The organism is Hamadaea sp., assembly GCF_013362815.1.
GTDB lineage: Bacteria > Actinomycetota > Actinomycetes > Mycobacteriales > Micromonosporaceae > Hamadaea.
This window is the reverse complement of record NZ_JABFVK010000001.1, coordinates 61632-79567: the sequence shown is the minus strand read 5'-3', so window position 1 is coordinate 79567 and position 17936 is coordinate 61632. Positions and strand designations below refer to the sequence as shown.

Here is a 17936-nt window from a genome sequence, read left to right as displayed (position 1 = left end):
GCAGAGCGGTGCGCACCCTACGGCCTCGCGCCCGTTCCCGCGTACGCGACACGCGGGACCCGGGCGCAAGATGGCCGAACGGAGGATCGGATGATCAGCTGACCGTCACCATCGGACGAACGTGGGCGAGCAGCTGCGCCAGGAACCGTTCGGGCTGGGTGAAGGCGGCGAAGTGGCTGGCGCCCTCGATCAGGGCCACCTGCTTGACCGGCGCGTCCATCCGCTCGAAGAACTCGACGGCCGGTCGGGTCAGGGTCAGCACGTCCGAGTCGCCCTGCAGCAGGAAACACGGCATCTCGAAGCGAGTGCCACCGGCGTACGCGTCGTAGCGCATCACCTCGTCGTGCATCTGCTTCTGCGTGTCGATGAAGCCGGCCAGCAAGTGCTTCACGTCTGTGAGCGAGTACAGCGGCGAGGTCATCGCGAGCGGGAACAGCAGCTTCGCCACGGCGTTCGGGGTGACCGGGTCCGACTTCATGGTCACGTCCATCTTCACCTGCCAGGCGCGCATGTCCCACCGGTTCGGGTCGTCGCCGATCTTCTCCAGCGCGGTGACCGCCTTGGTGTTCCCCGCCGCGCGTACGCGTTGCAGGGCCAGCCGGTAACCCTCCTGCTCGTTGCGGTACATGTCGGCGTACATGTCGGTGCAGACCAACGCGGAGAACAGGTCGGGCCGCTGCCGGGCCAGCGGCAGGCCGAGCAGGGTGCCCATCGATCCGGCGAGCAGGACGACTTTCTCCTGCCCCAAGTGCCGGCGGACGAACTCGACGACCTCGACGGCATCGGCGGTCAGCTGGGCGAACGTGTTGACAGCCGGATCGGCGGCACCGCTGCGGGCGCGGGTCTTGCCCACGCCGCGGCGGTCCCACTGGACCACGGTGAAGTGCTTCTCCCAGGACCGGATCAGCGGCGTGAAGACCGCGTACGGCGAACCGGGGCCGCCGTGCAGCACGAACAGCACCGGGTTAGCCCGGTCCTCGCCGCGGATCTGCACCCACTGCTCGACCCCGCCGACGCTCACGTAGTGCTGCTCGGCGATGCCGTTCGGAGTGGTGATGGCCAGCTGCTTCGCGGTCGCCGAGCGGCGTACCGCCCGATAACCCAGCGCGCCCGCGACGGGCAGCGCGACGACGGTGGCGGCGGTGGCGGCGACGGTCTCGATCATTTCGGTTCCTTCCCGAGGTCCTTGAGGGGTACGCGGATCACTGTACAGTCGTCTTAGACAGCTGTGCAAGACGTCTGTTCCACCTTTTTGGACGACGGCTGGAAACGCAAAACGCGCCGCCCCGGCGAGGGCGGCGCGTCGGCGACAGCGGTCAGATCGAGCGGGCGATCTCGGCGAGGACGTCGCTGGGCACTTCGACCACGGTCTCGTGGCCCGGGATGTCCAACTGCCGCAGGGTTTCCGGGTCGGTGACCCGCCAGCCCTGGACGATGTAGGTGTCGCGGTCGGTCTTGTACAGGGAAGGACAGTTGTTGTCGTTCGAATGTGCGGTCTTGCGGATGAAGGTCAAATGCACGCCGGTCAGCATAACGGACATGTCGGTGATGGCTGCGGTCACCGGACTCCAGCGGATAAAGCGATCTTGCCTACGAGCGTCGATTGCATAACCCACCTGGCGATGGTCAGCGCCCGGTCGGCATCGCGGTCACGTCAGCACAGGCAGAGCATCGGTGCCGTGCTGCACGAAGTCCCTCGCGCCGTAATAGAAGCTGAGTGGCGTATCGGAGTCCAGTCGCAGGCCGGGGCAGGCGTCGAGCAGCGCGGTGAGGGCCGCGGTGACTTCGATGCGGGCTAGCGGGGCCCCGACGCAATAGTGCGGGCCCAGCCCGAAACCCAGGTGCGCGCCGCCGCGCCGGTCCAAGTGGAACGTCTCCGGGTCCGGGTAGGCCCGTTCGTCGTAGTGGGCTCCGGCGATGCCCAGGTACACCAAGCTCCCGGCGGCCAGGCCGGTCCCGGCGATCCCGGTGTCCCGGGTCACCAGCCGGTAGAGACCCGCCGAGGGATTGGCCCACCGGAACGCCTCGTCGATCGCGGCCTCGACCAGGCTGTGATCGGCCCGCACCCGAGCCAGCGCATCCGGGTTCAGCAGCAGTGAACAGAGCGTCGCCGACATCATCTGAATCGTGGTTTCAAAGCCGCCGAGCAGCAGGCTTACCACCGACGCCGTGACGGCTTCCGTGGTGTAAGCGTCCTCCGACTCGAACCCGTTGATGATCTCGCTCAGCAGGTTGTCGCCGCCCGTATGCCGCTCTCGTTGCACCAGCCCGGACGTGTAGTCGCTCAGCTGCGCGTACGCCTGAAGTCCCGGCTCGGCCGCGGCTTGGTCCATCGGCGAGCCGAGCCACGTGACGATGGCGCGCACCCACGCCAGACCCTGATCGCCGAGCTCGTCCGGAATGCCCAGCAAGGTGAGGAAGACCTCCATCGGATAGCGAGCGATGCACTCCCCGATCAGTTCGACCTCGGCCTTCGCCGCGACCGGCCCGAAAGTGCGCTGAGCGATCGGCGCGACGGCGTCGGCGTACTTGGCGCTCGCGCTGGCGCTGAAGAAGCGGTTGTGGATGCGTCGCAGCCGGTGGTGCGGTGCGCCGTCGAGCGTGATCATCGCCCCGTTCATCGGACCCGTGCCGTAGAACTGGGTGCTGAACGTGGCGGTGTCGCGCAGCGCGGCGGCGACGTCCCGGTGGCGCAACACCACCGGCGCGTTCATGAGTTCGTCGAAGACCACCGGCTGTTCTCGCCCGAGCGACGCGAGGGCGCGTCCCAGCCCGACGGGTGACGAGTAACGCTGCGCGAACGCGCTTTCAGCAGCTGCGATCATATATTGATTACAGCCACTGTCCGGTTCGGCGGGTAGTCGAGCGACGGAAGCGCGACAGAGATGGACATCGAACGAACGACCGATTTCAGCCAGCGGTCGCCATCGATACCCTGAGGCGTCTTGCCCTCATGGTTCGTCGCGGCGCTGCGGGAACACACTCGTCCACGAATGGAGCTGTCGACCGTGGCCACCATAGAATCGTCCTTGCCACCTGCCCCCGTCGGCCGCGGAGTCCGCGTACCCAGGCGGCGGTTGTTCGCTCTACTGGCCGCTGCTCTCACGGCCGTCCTGGTCCTCGGGAACGCCTCCCCCGCCCACGCCTCCATCTGGCAGTTGTCTGACGGCTTCGAGGGCAGTCCGGTGTACCGGTGGAGCTTCGACGGCGAAGGCGACCACTATGGCTCTTTCTCCAACCACCCCGAGCTGGCGCACTCGGGCAACTGGTACGGCTACATCGATCAGTTCTCCACCGGCTGGTCATCGGTCGGCCGTAGCGTCCACCTCACGCCGGCCGAGGTGCACCAGCCCAGTTGCGCGGTGAAATTCTGGCTGGCCCGGGTCACCGCCTCGCCCGTCGTCGCCATCGAGGTCATCGACCCGGCCACCTGGACATACATCGCTCTCTATCACGTCACTGGACCGGGCCAGTCGCCAGACTGGCAGAGCTTTGCCGTCGGGCCGTGGCGCGCTACGCAGACCGACGTGTTCCTGCGATTCACCGTCGGCAGCACCGCCGGTACGCTCGTCGCCACCAAGATCGACGATGTGGTGGTCAGCTGCAGCTACTGACCCGGAGCCGCCCGGGGACTGATACCCGGACGACCTGCGCTGAACGATCCGCTAACCTGGGGACAGCATGTGCGTGAGCGCACGTGCATTGGGGCATTAGCTCAATGGCAGAGCTGCGGACTTTTAATCCGTAGGTTGTAGGTTCGAGTCCTACATGCCCCACTCTTCCCAGCTGGTGGCCGGTGCTCTGGGGCCTGGTCCAGCTGATCGGGCTCTCGTACAGCAGCGAAGTGCACAGCAGCCCGTCCGGCCGATCAGCTTGCGTCGTCGTGGAAGTAGACGATCGCCGACCACCAATCCCCCTCCGTTGTGACCTCGGACCGGAGGGCGACGTCCTGGATCTCGACGGGGCCGAGCGCCTCGATCGCGTCGGCCAAGCGGCGAAGGAGCGCGGGGACATCGCCCTGTCCAGGGCCAGCAGGGTTGGCCTGCCCGAAATGCTTGACGGTCGGAAACTCGCGCTGCGCCATGCTGAACAGTGTGCCGCAGCCAGGCTCGACCCAGGCTCTCGCCAAGGTTGCAGAGCGCCTCGTGGGTCGCCTCGTCAATGACCTCGACACACGACCAGAACCGATCAATCCAGCAGGCAGATCTAGTCGATGCGTTCCGGTTTGTCAAGGCCGGCGAGCCGGTGTGCGACCCGAGCGAAGGGGGACAGCCCGGGCACGATGTTTTGGCGGCGTTGTGTCTCGGCCAGGCGCGCACTCAGTTTCGCGAAGCGAGTCAGAATGGTGGGTTGGTCGTCGCGTTCGTCGGAGAGGTTCAGTTCGTCGATGTACCGCAGGTCTGGGGGTAGGTGCGGAGGGAGGATGCTGCGGATAAGCATGATGCGACGGGTCTGGTATAGCTCCGTCTGCGCTCGCTCGAAGGCTTGGTCTGCTCGGGCGATCTGCTCGGAAGCGACCAGCCTGCCCGCCTCGGTCGCCTCAACGTCGCGATCGGCTTCGGCGAGCGCCCGTGCTACCTGTTCTGCACCTTCGACGTCACCGCTCCTCGTGAGGTTTATGTACTCGGTACGGAGCTGCGCACTGCGCGAAAGTTTTTCGTAATGCGACTGTTCGTAAGTGGCGGCCGACTCGCGAGCTAGGTAAGAGTGCTGCCTGGCAGCGAGTAGCCGTCCGAGTGCTTGCTCATGGACGGCGAGGGAGGCGAACACCGCTTTGCCGTACTCGGGTTCATCAGAGAGCGCAGATGCGGAGATCGCCTGCTCGACTTGATCTTGAAGCTCTGCCAACAGTCGTGGCAACAAGTTTATGGCGAGCAAGAGCTCGTCTCGGGTCCGGACGGCTTCATCCCCGACGTCGTCTTGCTGAGCTTCGTGCAGGCGGGCGAGATTCTCCACGAGTCGGCCGATGTACTTGCCAACCGCATCGGCGACCTGGACGGCGGACTGCCGCCGCCGCCACGCCTCTGCGGCCGGGAGGGACGCCTGGAAGAAGTCATGCTCGGCGGCGTGTGTTTCACCGGCGAAGCGAGGAAGGACGACCTCGAGGCTCTTCCGAGCCAGGACCCATTCCCAGGCTTGCGCGGCGGTGGTATGAACCTCGGGCGTCAGGGCGATCTGGTCCTCGAGTTGCTTCACGGGCAGAAGGAGGCGGTTAGGGGTTACCTGGAGAGCGAGCGCGAGGGCGACGAGGTCATCCGCCGACACCGCCCGGCCGTCCTTTTCAATCTTGGTGATACCGCTGGGCAGGATGCGATGTCCGAGCTGTTTCAGCCGCTCAGACAAGCCACGAACCCCGAGTCCCTGCTGGCGGCGCAGCGCGGCAATGTTCGCGGCTACGAGACTCCGAGGCGTTTCCATATCGGAAACGCTAGCATCCGCTTGACGAACACAACAACCCTCACTCATGATAGACGGCAAGCAGGACCCCGAAACCGAACAGGGTGGGTGGGTTTCGGAAACAGCTCGTCACGCCTTGAGGAAGATCCCGTCAAGCGGTCAGTGGAGCGGTAACTCGGGTAGCCGGTCCCGAGGCGGCACGGACGGGCCAGCACAAAAAAACGGCCCCTTGCGGGGCCGTCCTCGGCGTATCTCTCGCCGTTGTCTACGGGACACGATACACGCTCCCGGCCGCAGGCACCAGTGAAAGCACGGCATACACGACCCGAGCCAACCGCCCATGCGCGACTCGGCGCACGGACCGAAGGGGTGAGTTCGAGTTGGCCATGGTGACGGCGTACATCGATGGTTTCAATCTGTACTACGGCATGAAGTCGGCGTACCGGCGCAAGTATATGTGGCTCGACGTCGTTGAATTGGTGCGTCAATTGCGGCCCAACGATCAAGTACAGGTCGTGCGCTACTTCACGGCCATCGTCAAAGGCGAGCCAGCCGCAGCCGCGAACCAGACGACCTATCTCGACGCTCTCAGCACTCACAACGGCGCGCTGGTGGATGTGCGCGTGGGCCGCTTCAAGATCAAGACTATCGGCCGGTGCAAGGTCTGCCGCAAGGAATTCCTTTGCGCCTGCCCCACGACGTACCAGACGTATGAGGAAAAGGAGACCGACGTTGCCCTCGGCGTGGCCATGGTCGAGGACGCTGCTCTCGGCATCGGCGACATCTCACTGCTGATCAGTGCCGACTCCGACATGCTGCCGGCCGTCCGATCCCTTCAGCGCATTGCGCCAAGCCGCCCGGTGTACGTCGCCCTGCCGCCGTCGAACCAGCCCCGAGCCCGAGCCATCCGGGGTGCTGGCGTGTTCTACATCCGCGAATCGGCACTGAGCGGCGCTCAGCTGCCACCCGCGGTCAACGGCTCCACTGGCCGCAAGTACAGCCGCCCCGCGAAATGGAGCTGACGCGGTACCTCTGTCTGGTGGATGGCCGGGGCGCGGTTGTCGTGCAAGGCACTCACGTGCGGCAGGTCATTTCCCAGGGCGGCAGGCTTGCGGGCGGTCTGCTGCGAAGCCGGCGTATGCCTCTTGACGTACTCCGACTGAACGGTAACGCCGGGATCAGGACGCAGGAGTTGACCCAGTCCGTCACGGCGTTCGCATCCGCCGATGTGCTCCAGCAGTTTGCAAACCGGATGAGGTCAACAGGGTCGAATCTGCGGTGATCGCTGAGGCGACGAAGCCCTAGCGGCATGGAACGGCCCCCATCCCGGCGAGGATGGGGGCCGTCGGCGTACTCAGGAGTCGAACTCGCCGGCCTTCACGCCGTCGACGAACGAGTCCCACGCGGTCGACGTGAACACCAGCGATTCGCCTTCGCGGTCCTTCGAGTCGCGGACTTCTACCTGGCCGCGCCGGGCGCGGACTTCGACGCAGTTGGTGTCGTTGCTACGCGTGCTGGTGTGCCACTGCTCGGTGAGCAATTAGGGCTCCCTGGGTGAGATGGAGATCCGGTGCGGATGTCCGGTTTGTCATATCACAGCGGAGGCTCCACTGTGGTGCGACAGGGCCGAGCCGATCCTCCGCGCACCCGGTGCCGCGGTCAACGGCGTAGCAGGTCGTTCAGGGTTCCATAGTCGACAGCGTCAGCGAGGGAGGCATACGTGCCATGGATGTACGCCTCTTCCGCCGCCCGGCGGGCGACGGCGTACGCCGCTTGTGCGATGGCGGAGCCGAGGCTTGCCCGGGCGACGCCGAGCTCGGCCAACTCGGCAACGGTCGGGGAACCCGGTCCGACGAGGACGTTCACCGGAGCCGGGATGGCCGCCACCAGCTCCTTGATCGTCGCCGGGTCGGTGACGCCCGGTACGAAGACGCCGTCCGCCCCGGCCGCCACGTACGCATTGGCCCGCTCGACCGTCTCGGCCAGTCCGCCCACTCCGGCCAAGTAGGTGTCGATCCGGGCGTTGACGAACAGGCCCGAGTCGGCGGCGGCGGTGCGTACTGCCGTGAGACGGTCGGCCTGCTCGGCGATGGGACGGAGAACTTCGGGCCCGCCATGGGAGTTGTCCTCGATATTGACGCCGACGGCACCGGCCGCGATGACTGCGCGGACCGTCTCGGCGACCTCGTCCGGGGTGGCCCCGAAGCCGGCCTCGATGTCGGCGCTCACCGGTACGCCGACCGCCCGGACGACCCGGGCGATCAGCTCGACGGCCTGCGTACGCCCGAGCTTGTCGCCGTCGGGCGTACCGAGGCTCCAGGCGACCCCGGCGCTGGTGGTGGCGACGGCGGGCGCACCGGCCGCGGCGACGACGGCGGCGCTCGCCGCGTCCCAGGCGTTGGCCAGGACGAGGGGACGGCCAGGGACGTGCAGGGAGCGGAACAGCTCGGCGTGATTCATGCATTCAGCGTGGCAGTGGGTCGTCGACGCCGGTATTGATTCGGTCGTACCTGAATCAAAGCCGGGATGACAGGATCAAGTCGTGCGCGTACTGGTGATGGGTGCTTCGCTGCGTCCCGGCTCGTTCAACGTCACGCTGGCCGAGTTGGCTGCGGCGATGCTCCGGGACCGCGCGGTCGAAGTCGATCTCGCCCGGTACGCCGAATTCCTCGTGCCCGGGTACGACGCCGGAGTCGAAGTTGCGGACGGCGTACCGGAGGGTGCCCGGCGGTTCGCCGAGAGATTGCAGGCGGTGGACGCGTTCGTCCTGGTGAGCCCGGAATACAACGCCAGCGTCCCGGGCACGTTGAAGAACCTCGTCGACTGGGTTTCGCGGCTCAAACCGCAGCCGTTCTGGGGCCATCACGGGCTGCTGCTGAGCGCCTCGCCGCGGCTCACCGGCGGTAACCGCGGACTGTGGGCGCTACGCGTGCCGCTGGAGCACCTCGGCGCGCGGATGTTCCCCGAGATGGTCTCGGTCGCTCAGGCCGACGAGGCGTTCACGGTGGACGGCCGGCTGGCCGACGAGAATCAGGCCAAGCGGTTGGTACGCACAATCGACGGGTTCTTGGAGCTGGTCAGCGCAGTGCGGCGGTGAGCGCCAGCCGGATGCGGCGTACCGGCGAGACGACGACGCGCTCGGCGAAGACGTCCCGGCCCCGCGCCTCGATCTCGTCGAGGATCGCGCCGTAGACCCGGTGGGCCACCCGCACGCATCGGGCCGACGCCGGGGGCAGCAGGTCGATGCCTGGCTGCGCTGCCGCATAGTGAATCCGGGCTCGGCTCATGGCGTACCCGATGAGAGAGCGGATGGGCCCGATGGCCGGACCGGCCGCGCGCAGCCCGCGTCCCACCGTGGCCGCCTGAAGATCTTCGACGCGGACGCCGCATTCGCGCAGGTCCGCCTGCGGGAGATAAACGCGGCCGCGACCCAGGTCCTCGGCGATGTCCCGGATGAAGTTGGTGAGCTGGAAGGCGAGGCCGAGCTGGCGGGCGGGCTCGCGGGCGGCGTCGCGATCGGCTGGGGCGAGGATCGGCAGCAGCATGGTGCCGATCACGGCGGCCGATCCATCCATGTAGACAAGCAGGTCGTCGTAGGTTTCGTAGCGCGCAACTGTGAGATCCATCGCCATGCTCGCGAGAAACCGGTCCAGGTCGGCGACGTCGAGGTCCAGCTCACGCACGGTCCGCACGACCGCGGGCAAGATCGGGTCGCCGGCCACCGCCGCCGGGTCCGCGAGTCCCGCGTGCAGGCGATCGGCCAGGTGGGTCAGGGCCTGCGCGGGTTCGTTCCGGCCTGGTGTGTCGACCATGTCGTCAGCGGTACGCGTAAAGCCGTAGAGCGCGTGCACATGACGCCTGGACGCGGCGGGCAGGAGCCGAGTCGCCAGGTAATAGCTGCGACCGTGGCGGCGATGCAGTTCCCGGCATCGCTGGTACGCCGCCGCGACCTGCTCGTTCACCCGTCTCCCAGCTCTGTCGGATAATCACCAGAACGCTAGGGTACGGGGCCTGCCGGTGCGGGTTCGCCGGGAGCCGCGTGCGACGATTCGAAACGTGCGAACCATCTCCGGTCAGACAAATCGGGTCATAATTGTCGGGGCGGGCCTCGGCGGGCTGGCGTGTGCCCTGCATCTCGCCGGTGCGGGCCGCGATGTCACCGTGATCGAGCGGGCGGGCCAGCCCGGTGGCCGCGCCGGTCGGCTGGAGCTGGACGGCTACCGCTTCGACCTCGGCCCGACCGTGCTGACCGCACCCGACCTGCTCGCCGAGCCGATGGCGGCGGTCGGCGAGAACCTGGACGACTGGCTCGACCTGATCCCGCTCGATCCGGCGTACCGGGCGCACTATCCCGACGGCAGCACGCTGGACGTCACCGCCGATCAGGACCGAATGGAACAGGCCGTCGCCGAGCTGTGCGGCGCCCGCGAAGCCGCCGGCTATCGCCGGTTCGTCAGCTGGGCCGAGCGGCTGTGGCGGCTGGAACGGCGTGACTTCATCGACCGGAACCTGGACAGCCCGCGGGACCTGCTCACGGCCAACCTGATCAAGCTGGCGCTGACGGGTGGCTTCCGCCGCCTAGGCCCCAAGATCTCGCAGTTCTTCGCCGATTCCCGGACTCGGCGGATCTTCTCCTTCCAGGCGCTGTACGCCGGGCTGGCCCCGGACCACGCGCTCGCCCTGTACGCGGTGATCTCCTATCTGGACACCGTCGCCGGGGTCTATCACCCGCGCGGTGGTATGCACGCCGTACCGCAGGCGCTGGCCGACATCGCCGTGAAGCACGGCGTGACCTTCCGGTACGACACCACCGTGACCGGCGTCGAGACGCGCGGCGACCGGGCGGTCGCTGTGCATACCGCGGACGGGGAGCGCATCGCGGCCGACGTCATCGTGCTGAACCCCGACCTGGCCGCCGCGTTCTCGCTGCTCCCGACGCCGGCCCCGGCCCGGCTGGAGCGCCTGCGGCCGAGCCCGAGCTGCGTCGTCCTGCACCTCGGCGCGCGCGCCCACTACCCCGGGATCGCCCACCACAACCTGCATTTCGGGCGGGCCTGGGAGCGTACGTTCGAAGAAGTCATCGACCGCGGTGAACTGATGACCGACCCGTCGTTGCTGGTCACGAACCCGACGAAGACTGACGACAGCGCCGCGCCACCAGGCCGGCAGAGCTACTACGTACTGGCGCCGGTGCCGAACCTCTCGGTGGCCCCCGTGACCTGGACGACCGCCATGAGCCGCCGGTACGCCGGCGAACTGATGGCGACGCTGGAACAACGCGGCTACTACGACCTCGGCCTGCAGTTGGAGATCTCGCACGTGGTCACCCCGGCCGACTGGGCGCGCGACGGACACGTCGCCGGCAGTCCGTTCTCGTACGCCCACACGTTCGCCCAGACCGGCCCGTTCCGGCCGGGCAACCTGCATCCGAGTCTGTCCAACGTGGTCTTCACGGGCAGCGGAACGCAGCCGGGTGTGGGTGTGCCGATGGTGCTCATCTCGGGCAAGCTCGCCGCCCGCCGGATCACAGGAGACCTCGCATGACTTCCTTCGTACGCGAATCGCTGCTGGTCGAGCTGGTCTCGGAGACCGGTACGCCGATCGGCGAGGCGACCGTCGCCGACGCCCACACCGCCCCCGGCCGGCTGCACCGCGCGTTCTCGGTACACCTCCTCGATACGTCCGGCCGACTTCTGTTGCAGCAGCGCGCGGCCGTGAAGACGCGGTTCCCGCTGCGCTGGGCCAACGCCTGCTGTGGACACCCGTCGCCCGGGATGACAGTGGTGGACGCCGCACTCGCCCGGCTCGCCGAAGAGCTCGGCGTTACGGCCGACGTGAGCCTGACCGAGGTCGGGGTGCACCTCTACCGCGCAGACGACCCCGACACCGGGCTGGTCGAACACGAATACGACCATGTGCTGCTCGGCATCGTCGACGACCTTCCGCTGCGGCCGGACCCGGCCGAGGTGCACGCCGTCCGGTGGGTCGACCCCGGCGACCTGCGTACCGCCATGGCTGCCTCGCCGACTCAGTACGCCCCCTGGCTTCCCGGTGTGACGGCGCTCGCCTTGCCCTGACGCTTTCCACCCCTGGCCTTTCCGCGCGGCCCGCCCCTTTCCCGCGGCCCGCCCCTTTCCGCGCGATCATGAACCTATCGGGGTGATCAACGACGTTTTCCCAGGTCGGGTTCCAGGGTTCCGGGTGATCGATCCCTCGACTCCCTGATCGACCTGGCGAGTCGGACTCGCGTGATCGCCTCGCTCGTGGAAGGCTGGGCGCTTGTGACTGCCGGCGACCCTCACGGTGGTCTACGGGGAACCATGTGAGGGCACCACCCCCGACCTGCCGGCAGCGGTCCTGGGGAGGAATGCATGCCGGTGCCCCGTGCCCGGGAGCTGGCCGTTCGGTCCGCCACGGGCCTGCTGCGCCTGTTCAAGGCCGTCGGCCGCCTGCTGATGCGGGCGGGGGCGGCGTTCGTACCGTGGTCGCTCGACCGGCTGCGTCGACTGCACGCCTGGTCCCGCGGCCAGAGCGTGCTGTCGTCGCGAGCCCGCCGATCGGTGGCCAGCGCCGGGTTCGTGGCCATCCTCGGGGTCGCCGCTCTCGGCAGCTGCCTCTCGGGCAACAACTCGGACACGACGCCGAGTGCGTCCGGATCGCCCTCCGCGTCGCCGAGCCCCTCCGTGTCGGCGAAGCCGTCGCCCTCGCCGGCTGTCGTCCCGAAGAAGGTCGACGAGTCGAAGCCGCCCAAGGGCTCGGTCATCACGCGTACGACGGATGGGTCGGTCGCGTTGACCTTCGACGACGGCCCTCAGCCCACCTGGACGCCAAGGGTGCTCGACCAGCTCAAGGCGGCCGGGATCAAGGCGACGTTCTGCCTGATCGGCCGCCAGGTGAAGGCGAACGCGGCCCTCGTACGCCGGATGGTGGCGGAGGGTCACACGCTGTGCAACCACAGCTGGTCGCATGACCTGCGGCTGGGCCACCGCACGGATGTCCAGATCAAGGCCGACATCGAGCGTACGGACGCGGCGATCCACGCGGTCGTGCCCGGCGTGCCGATCCACTACTTCCGCCAGCCCGGTGGCGAGTGGACGGCCGGCGAGGTGAAACTGGTCAAGGAGCTGGGCAAGGTCCCGCTGGGCTGGGCGGTCGACCCCTGGGACTGGAAGAATCCGGGCGTCGCGCAGATCGTCAGCCGTGTTCTCGGCCACACCGGGCACGGTTCGATCGTGCTGATGCACGACGGCGGCGGCGACCGCAGCCAGACCAACGCGGCGCTCCGGCAGATTCTGCCCGCGCTGAAAGCCAAGTACGCACTCCGCCCGCTCCCACCGGGAACCGTCTGACCAGCCACGACCCAGCATCCGCGCTCAGCGAGAAGGCCGCGGGCGCGGAGGGGGAGGTCGATTTGGCGGGCCGGGAGGGCATCGCATATGCTTTGCAGGCCTCCGGCGGGGCCGGATGGGAGCAAAACCAACCTGAGTCGCAATGTGCGATGATGGTTCGGCCGCCCTCATCGTCTAGCGGCCTAGGACGCCGCCCTTTCAAGGCGGTAGCACGGGTTCGAATCCCGTTGGGGGCACGGAACGGAGACTGGTACAGTCTCTGCGAAGCAAGGTCCTGTGGAGCAGTTGGAGTGCTCGCCGCCCTGTCAAGGCGGAGGTCGCGGGTTCAAGTCCCGTCAGGACCGCCAGCGCAGACGCCGCGCGTTGTGTGCGCGGCGTTCGTGTTGAACGGCCAGGTAGCTCAGTTGGTACGAGCGTCCGACTGAAAATCGGAAGGTCGGCGGTTCGACCCCGCCCCTGGCCACCTCCACCGATGACCAGGCTTTCGGCCTGGTCATTTTGCGTACCAGGGCGATTAGAGACCGAAGAGGGCGCGGACCGCTTCCCCGATGCGAGCCAGGCTGGCCCCCGTGAGCATGCCCACTGGCCCGGAGAGCCGGTCCGGATTGATCGTGCCGAGGGTGGCGAGGTCTACCGCGCCGCCCACCGGGTCGGGGTCGGCGAGCGGGACCATGGTCGGCACCAGTGGCGTCGCCCGCCTCGTCAGGTACGCACACACCGGCCAGGAGACCGAGTTGTGCGCCTCGTTCGAGAGGACGACGACGCGTACGGCTGGACCGGAGGCGGGCGAGTAATTCCACACCACGCCCCGGTTCACGCGGGTTCAGCCTGGTGGAAGTGGCGGTGGCGCTCGGCTTCGGTGTCGACGATGAAGCGGCGGCGACGGGCGGCGTCCTTGCGGGCCGGGTCGGCCGTGCTGTCGCGGGTCGCCTTGTCGTAGATCGCCCGGGCGAGCCACTCACCGAGCGGTACGCCGTCGTGGCGGGCCCGGTCGCGCAGTACCTCCAGCGCGTGCTCGGGCAGTGAGGTCATCAGGTTCACCTGCGCCATGCCCGAAATGATGACACGCCGGGCCGGTCAGCGCTCACGATGGTGCAGCGTGGCCACCGTCGATCCGGCCAGGGTGAGCAGGCAGTCCTCCAGGCGTCCGTCGGAGAGCGCTGCTCCCACGAGCGCCTGCGCCGTCGGTTCGTCCTCGTTCAGGTACGCGCTGATGAACCGGGCCACCCAGCGCGCGTCGTACTGGGCCTCGTCGATCTCCGGGAATTCGAGCGACCACAGTCCGGACGGGTTCCCGTCGCCGGTGATCGTCCCGGCGAGGCACCACGCGACGCCGAGCGCGCCGGACGCGCCCTGACCACCTACGACGGTGCCGACGGTTTCGACCGCCGCCGCCCGGTCGCCCGCCAGGGCCTGGTCGAGCAGCAATGCCGCGTCCTCGAAGACGCGGTGTGGATCGGCGGTCACGAGTGGGAGCGTACGACGCCATGTCAACGCGGGACGGTGGCACAAGACGGGCAAGGACAACTTTGCTGACCACTTCCCGACAGAACCCGTGGCGCGCTAGTCTCCGGGGCGAGTTGATCGTTCAGGAAGGCGACCCCCTCATGCGCCCAACGCCCGGGATCCGACTGTTTCTGTGCGCCGCGTTGGCGCTGAGCGTCGCCGCCTGCAGCGAGAAGAGCGATCCGACCAGCAGTCACCAGTCGATCCGGTTCTACGGTGCCGACGGCAACATGAAGAACACCATCGGCGAGCCGGTCGGCAAGGCCCAGCCCGGCCTCATCGACGGCATGAAGGGCACGACCCCGCTGACGCCGATCACCGAGGAGTTCAAGGCGCGACTGCGGGCGATCGACCCCAATCTCAAGGACTACTCGTACGCCGGTGAGTCGTACGACGCGATCATCATCATGGCGCTGGCGACGCAGCTGGCCCGGACGACTGACGCCACCGTGGTCAAGAACTACATCAACGGCGTGACGATCGGCGGCAAGGACTGCTCCACTCCGGAGGATTGCCTGTCGCTGGCCCGCAAGGGCACTGATCTCCGATACGTCGGCGTCACGGTGAAGACCGGGTTCAAGGACAAGGGCGAGCCGTCGACGACGTCCTACGGGACGCTGCATTTCAGCGCCGACAGCCAGATCAACAAGCAGCTCACCGAGTATGTCGGGGCGGGCTCGGAAGCGGCGGCCTCCACCGATCCGGGTCCGGCCCCGGTCAAGACTTCGGTCAAGGAGATCGGCGCACCGCTGATCATCGGCGGGCTCACCGCCATCACCGGCACCAACTCCGGGAGCAACCCGCCCAAGCGGGCCGGCGCGCGCCTGGCGATCGAGGAGCTCAACGCGGCGGGCGGCGTACTGGGCAAGCCGATCCAGTTCCTCGACGGCGACGACGGCACCAACGCCGACAAGGGCAAGGCCGCCATGGACGCGCAGATCGCCCAGGGCGCGCAGATGTTCTTCGGGCCGAGCAGTTCCGGTGTTGCGACGAAGCTCATCCCCGAGGCGGCGGCGCGGAAGGTGATCCTGTTCGCCCCGTCGGCGACCTCGGCCGCGCTCAGCTCGATCGACGACCAGGGTTACTTCTTCCGGGCCGCTCCCTCGGACGAGCTGCAATCGCGCGCGCTGGCCGACGTGATCATGCGGGACGGCGTACGCAAGATCAGCATTTTGTATCGCAAGGACGCCTACGGCGAGGGTCTCCAGCAGGGCGTGAAGGCGGAGCTCGTCAAGGCGGGCGTCGAGGAGATCGACATCCAGGTCGTCGGGTACGACGTGCCGGCCAGCGGCAAGGCCGAAGATCTGAAGATCCCGGACCAGGCGGCCCAGGTGAAGGAGTTCGGCCCGGAAGGCGTGCTCATCATCGGGCTGACCGAGTCGACCTACGCGTTGCTCGAGCTCGCCGCGGCCGGTGTGGACCCGCGTACCGCCGGCTGAGCGCACGGCCGGATGAAGCGCGCCGCCGGCTGATGAGGGGCGTCGCCCGAAAGAACGCATAAGTCGGACACGCTGGGGTCCCTCACGTTACTTTCGGATCATGTCGACCGCGGGGACCCGCCTGCTGCGCAATCTCGCCAGCAGCGTGGCCGTGCTGGTCGTGATCCTCTTCGTGGCCTGGGGTCTGCCCGCGATCAACCGCCGAGTCCCGGCGGGTGCTTCGACGGTCGGCGGGCGCGCGTACGCCGTCGGCGGGGGCGTCGTGGTCATCCCGCCTGAGCAGGCCGAACTCGACCTCACGAACACCCGGCCCGGCGCTGACCGGGGCACGGCGCTGTTCCTGATCGGCCCGGTTCGCTACGTCATCGTGGTTGCGCCGTTCACAGGTGACCTGAGCGCGGCGGCGGCGAAACTGCGCGCCAAGATCACCGGTACGCGCGGCTACCAAGTGACCGGAGCCGAGGACCCGATGACCACCGAGGGCGGGCTGACCGGCGTACAGGGGTCCTACAGCGCACCCGGACGCCTCGGCCGGTACGCCGTCTTCCTGAGTGGCGGGCGGTCGATCGAGGTGACGGTCAGCGGAGCCGAACCGGAGCTGGCCACTCTCATGACGGGCATCGAGGCGAGCATCGCGTCGATCGAGCAGAGGTAGGCCGCCGATGTCCACCGCCTCCGTCCGTCCCACGCCACGGACCGCCCGCGCCGTACGCTCGCTGCAGATGCCGGCGTTCTGGCTGCTCGCCGGCCTCCTGTTGGTCTGTGGTCTCCGACTGCTCGGGATCTTCGAGACGGCGTACGGGAAATGGCCGACGGCCACCCTGACGGCGATCGTCCTGTTCGGCCTGTACGCCGTGCCGTTCTGGCTGTTCATCGCGTCCCTGGACTTCCTCGAACGGGAGCCCTGGCTGCTGCTCGCGACCGCGTTCGCCTGGGGTGCGGCGGTCGCGCCGATCGTCGCCATCCCGGGCAACCGGGCGGTGCACGACCTCCTGGCCAAGCTCATCTCCCCCGAGTTCGCCGCCGCCTGGGGTTCGGCCATCGCCGGGCCGACCGTCGAGGAGCTGCTCAAGGGCCTCGGCGTCATCGTCCTGGTGTTGATCGCGCGGGCGCAGATCAACAGCGTCCTGGACGGCATGGTCTACGGCGCGCTCGTCGGACTGGGCTTCCAGATAGTCGAGGACATCATCTACGCGGTCAACGCGGTCGCCGTGGCCGGTCAGGGTGACGAGATCGGCCCGGTCATCTCCACCGTCTTCCTTCGCGGGTTCCTGGCCGGGCTGTGGAGTCACACGATCTTCTCCGCACTGGTCGGCGGCGGTATCGCGTACTTCCTGGTCCATCCGGAGCGCTCGCTGCTGAACCGGCTCGCGGGCGCCTTGGTGGGCTTCGGCGGGGCCTGGCTTCTGCATTTCCTCTGGAACTCGCCGCTGCTCGCGGACGGTGTGGGCGGCGGGGCCGGCGGCATCCTGCTCGGGTTGCTGATCAAGGGCATTCCCGCGCTGGTCCTGGTGCTCAGCCTGGCGTGGCTCGCGCGATCCCGGGAGGCGCGGTTCTACCTGGCCGAACTCGGCGCGGTCGGCGATCCACACATCGCGACCGAGGGCGAGGTGGGCACGCTGGCCGAGGCTCACCTACGGGCTCGGGCCCGGCACCAGGCCAAGAAGGTGGCGGGGGGCAAGGGGGAACGCGCGGTCCGCACGTTGCAGCGTGCGCAATGCCGGTACGCCGTCGAACTGGCCCGGGCTCGGACGGCCCATGGCGCACCGCACGCCGATCCAGTCGTGGCCAAGGCGCGGGAGAGCGTGCTGGAAGCCCGGCACAAGCTGGCTCAGCTCGGCATCGACGAGGCCCTGCCGGGTACGCACAAACACCGCCGCTGGCTCTGGTGGATGCTCGCGGCGGTGCTGGTGGTGCTGTTGCTGATGTCGGCGTTCCGCGCGCTGGGCGGCGGCTGACCGGCGACGTTCAGACGTTGTCGGGCTTGCCGTCCTGATCGAGGTCGACCAGCGTCACGTCGACCACACCGTCATGGTTGTGATCGAGTTCCACCAGGTCGGAAACGCCGTCGCCGTCGGTGTCCTTGACCCACACGTCGGTCTTGCCGTCGCCGTCGGTGTCAAAGGTGACCAGCGTGTTTTCCTCGTCGCCGCGAGTCTCAATGTCACTCATGAGGCATCAGGCTAGGCGCTGGGCGCAAAACGCACCACACCCACGACAGATCGGCGTCCAGGCGGCCCCACAC

Annotated in this window: 21 protein-coding genes and 4 tRNA genes; 13 read left to right on the top strand and 12 right to left on the bottom strand. The window is 68.0% G+C overall.

Annotation, left to right across the window (positions count from 1 at the left end; genetic code table 11):
• Nucleotides 1-94: 94 nt before the first annotated feature.
• The 3 genes from HOV77_RS00420 to HOV77_RS00410 form a co-directional block, all read right to left on the bottom strand.
• Entirely contained in the window at nucleotides 95-1165 is a 1071-nt protein-coding gene (locus HOV77_RS00420; protein WP_290855795.1) for an alpha/beta hydrolase, read from the bottom strand.
• Between the two features lie 151 nt (nucleotides 1166-1316).
• Nucleotides 1317-1520 (bottom strand): hypothetical protein, encoded by a 204-nt coding sequence (locus tag HOV77_RS00415; RefSeq protein WP_290855794.1) that lies wholly within the window; start codon nucleotides 1518-1520, stop codon nucleotides 1317-1319.
• 129 nt (nucleotides 1521-1649) lie between these two features.
• Nucleotides 1650-2825: a cytochrome P450 gene (locus HOV77_RS00410; protein ID WP_290855791.1), complete on the bottom strand. Its 1176-nt coding sequence runs from the start codon at nucleotides 2823-2825 to the stop codon at nucleotides 1650-1652.
• A gap of 204 nt (nucleotides 2826-3029) precedes the next feature.
• Here HOV77_RS00410 and HOV77_RS00405 point away from each other — a divergent pair, with 204 nt between their 5' ends.
• Both HOV77_RS00405 and HOV77_RS00400 read left to right on the top strand, forming a co-directional pair.
• Nucleotides 3030-3614, top strand: a complete 585-nt coding sequence (locus HOV77_RS00405) for a hypothetical protein (RefSeq protein ID WP_290855788.1) — start codon at nucleotides 3030-3032, stop codon at nucleotides 3612-3614.
• Nucleotides 3615-3704: 90 nt separating this feature from the next.
• Nucleotides 3705-3776 (top strand) — tRNA-Lys (locus HOV77_RS00400).
• Nucleotides 3777-3868: 92 nt separating this feature from the next.
• Here HOV77_RS00400 and HOV77_RS00395 read toward each other — a convergent pair.
• Nucleotides 3869-4084, bottom strand: a complete 216-nt coding sequence (locus tag HOV77_RS00395; protein WP_290855786.1) for a hypothetical protein — start codon at nucleotides 4082-4084, stop codon at nucleotides 3869-3871.
• A 122-nt stretch (nucleotides 4085-4206) separates the two neighbouring features.
• On the bottom strand, nucleotides 4207-5418 hold the full coding sequence (locus tag HOV77_RS00390; protein WP_290855783.1) for a helix-turn-helix transcriptional regulator: 1212 nt from the start codon (nucleotides 5416-5418) through the stop codon (nucleotides 4207-4209).
• A 365-nt stretch (nucleotides 5419-5783) separates the two neighbouring features.
• Between HOV77_RS00390 and HOV77_RS00385 the strand changes: the two genes are divergently transcribed.
• Nucleotides 5784-6419 (top strand): NYN domain-containing protein, encoded by a 636-nt coding sequence (locus tag HOV77_RS00385; protein ID WP_290856133.1) that lies wholly within the window; start codon nucleotides 5784-5786, stop codon nucleotides 6417-6419.
• Between the two features lie 332 nt (nucleotides 6420-6751).
• Here the strand turns inward: HOV77_RS00385 and HOV77_RS00380 are convergent, their stop codons facing one another.
• Nucleotides 6752-6937, bottom strand: coding sequence for a DUF397 domain-containing protein (locus tag HOV77_RS00380; protein WP_290855781.1), 186 nt, complete (start codon nucleotides 6935-6937; stop codon nucleotides 6752-6754).
• Nucleotides 6938-7056: 119 nt separating this feature from the next.
• Nucleotides 7057-7857: an isocitrate lyase/phosphoenolpyruvate mutase family protein gene (locus tag HOV77_RS00375; RefSeq protein ID WP_290855778.1), complete on the bottom strand. Its 801-nt coding sequence runs from the start codon at nucleotides 7855-7857 to the stop codon at nucleotides 7057-7059.
• 82 nt (nucleotides 7858-7939) lie between these two features.
• On the opposite strand from HOV77_RS00375, the gene HOV77_RS00370 reads away from it, so the two are divergent.
• Nucleotides 7940-8494 (top strand): NAD(P)H-dependent oxidoreductase, encoded by a 555-nt coding sequence (locus HOV77_RS00370; RefSeq protein ID WP_290855776.1) that lies wholly within the window; start codon nucleotides 7940-7942, stop codon nucleotides 8492-8494.
• Here the strand turns inward: HOV77_RS00370 and HOV77_RS00365 are convergent.
• Nucleotides 8475-9359 carry a phytoene/squalene synthase family protein gene (locus HOV77_RS00365; RefSeq protein ID WP_290855774.1) on the bottom strand — a complete coding sequence of 295 codons (885 nt, stop codon included), beginning with the start codon at nucleotides 9357-9359 and terminating at the stop codon, nucleotides 8475-8477. The genes HOV77_RS00370 and HOV77_RS00365 overlap by 20 nt on opposite strands.
• Before the next feature lie 94 nt (nucleotides 9360-9453).
• Between HOV77_RS00365 and crtI the strand changes: the two genes are divergently transcribed.
• The 6 genes from crtI to HOV77_RS00335 all read left to right on the top strand — a co-directional run bounded on the left by crtI (nucleotide 9454) and on the right by HOV77_RS00335 (nucleotide 13209).
• Entirely contained in the window at nucleotides 9454-10941 is a 1488-nt protein-coding gene (gene crtI, locus HOV77_RS00360; protein ID WP_290855772.1) for a phytoene desaturase family protein, read from the top strand.
• Nucleotides 10938-11474 (top strand): isopentenyl-diphosphate Delta-isomerase, encoded by a 537-nt coding sequence (idi, locus tag HOV77_RS00355; protein WP_290855770.1) that lies wholly within the window; start codon nucleotides 10938-10940, stop codon nucleotides 11472-11474. Before crtI ends, idi begins: the two co-directional genes overlap by 4 nt.
• A 294-nt stretch (nucleotides 11475-11768) precedes the next feature.
• Entirely contained in the window at nucleotides 11769-12746 is a 978-nt protein-coding gene (locus HOV77_RS00350; protein WP_290855767.1) for a polysaccharide deacetylase family protein, read from the top strand.
• 163 nt (nucleotides 12747-12909) lie between these two features.
• Nucleotides 12910-12982 (top strand) — tRNA-Glu (locus HOV77_RS00345).
• Nucleotides 12983-13016: 34 nt separating this feature from the next.
• Nucleotides 13017-13093: transfer RNA gene (locus HOV77_RS00340), tRNA-Asp, on the top strand.
• 42 nt (nucleotides 13094-13135) lie between these two features.
• A tRNA-Phe gene (locus HOV77_RS00335) sits at nucleotides 13136-13209 on the top strand.
• A gap of 51 nt (nucleotides 13210-13260) precedes the next feature.
• Here the strand turns inward: HOV77_RS00335 and HOV77_RS00330 are convergent.
• The 3 genes from HOV77_RS00330 to HOV77_RS00320 are packed head-to-tail and all read right to left on the bottom strand — an operon-like array spanning nucleotide 13261 to nucleotide 14213.
• Complete coding sequence (locus HOV77_RS00330) at nucleotides 13261-13563, bottom strand: type II toxin-antitoxin system PemK/MazF family toxin (RefSeq protein WP_290855765.1); 303 nt, start codon at nucleotides 13561-13563, stop codon at nucleotides 13261-13263.
• Nucleotides 13560-13796 carry a hypothetical protein gene (locus tag HOV77_RS00325; protein ID WP_290855763.1) on the bottom strand — a complete coding sequence of 79 codons (237 nt, stop codon included), beginning with the start codon at nucleotides 13794-13796 and terminating at the stop codon, nucleotides 13560-13562. The genes HOV77_RS00330 and HOV77_RS00325 overlap by 4 nt, the downstream gene beginning before the upstream one ends.
• A 27-nt stretch (nucleotides 13797-13823) precedes the next feature.
• On the bottom strand, nucleotides 13824-14213 hold the full coding sequence (locus tag HOV77_RS00320) for a hypothetical protein (protein ID WP_290855761.1): 390 nt from the start codon (nucleotides 14211-14213) through the stop codon (nucleotides 13824-13826).
• A 140-nt stretch (nucleotides 14214-14353) separates the two neighbouring features.
• On the opposite strand from HOV77_RS00320, the gene HOV77_RS00315 reads away from it, so the two are divergent.
• The 3 genes from HOV77_RS00315 (at nucleotide 14354) to HOV77_RS00305 (ending at nucleotide 17649) form a co-directional block, all read left to right on the top strand.
• Nucleotides 14354-15691 carry an ABC transporter substrate-binding protein gene (locus tag HOV77_RS00315; protein ID WP_290855759.1) on the top strand — a complete coding sequence of 446 codons (1338 nt, stop codon included), beginning with the start codon at nucleotides 14354-14356 and terminating at the stop codon, nucleotides 15689-15691.
• A 100-nt stretch (nucleotides 15692-15791) separates the two neighbouring features.
• Nucleotides 15792-16346, top strand: a complete 555-nt coding sequence (locus tag HOV77_RS00310; protein ID WP_290855753.1) for a hypothetical protein — start codon at nucleotides 15792-15794, stop codon at nucleotides 16344-16346.
• A 7-nt stretch (nucleotides 16347-16353) separates the two neighbouring features.
• Nucleotides 16354-17649, top strand: a complete 1296-nt coding sequence (locus HOV77_RS00305; RefSeq protein WP_290855751.1) for a PrsW family intramembrane metalloprotease — start codon at nucleotides 16354-16356, stop codon at nucleotides 17647-17649.
• 10 nt (nucleotides 17650-17659) lie between these two features.
• Here the strand turns inward: HOV77_RS00305 and HOV77_RS00300 are convergent, their stop codons facing one another.
• A complete protein-coding gene (locus tag HOV77_RS00300) occupies nucleotides 17660-17863 on the bottom strand; it encodes a hypothetical protein (protein WP_290855748.1) in 204 nt (67 codons plus the stop codon).
• Nucleotides 17864-17936 lie beyond the last annotated feature (73 nt).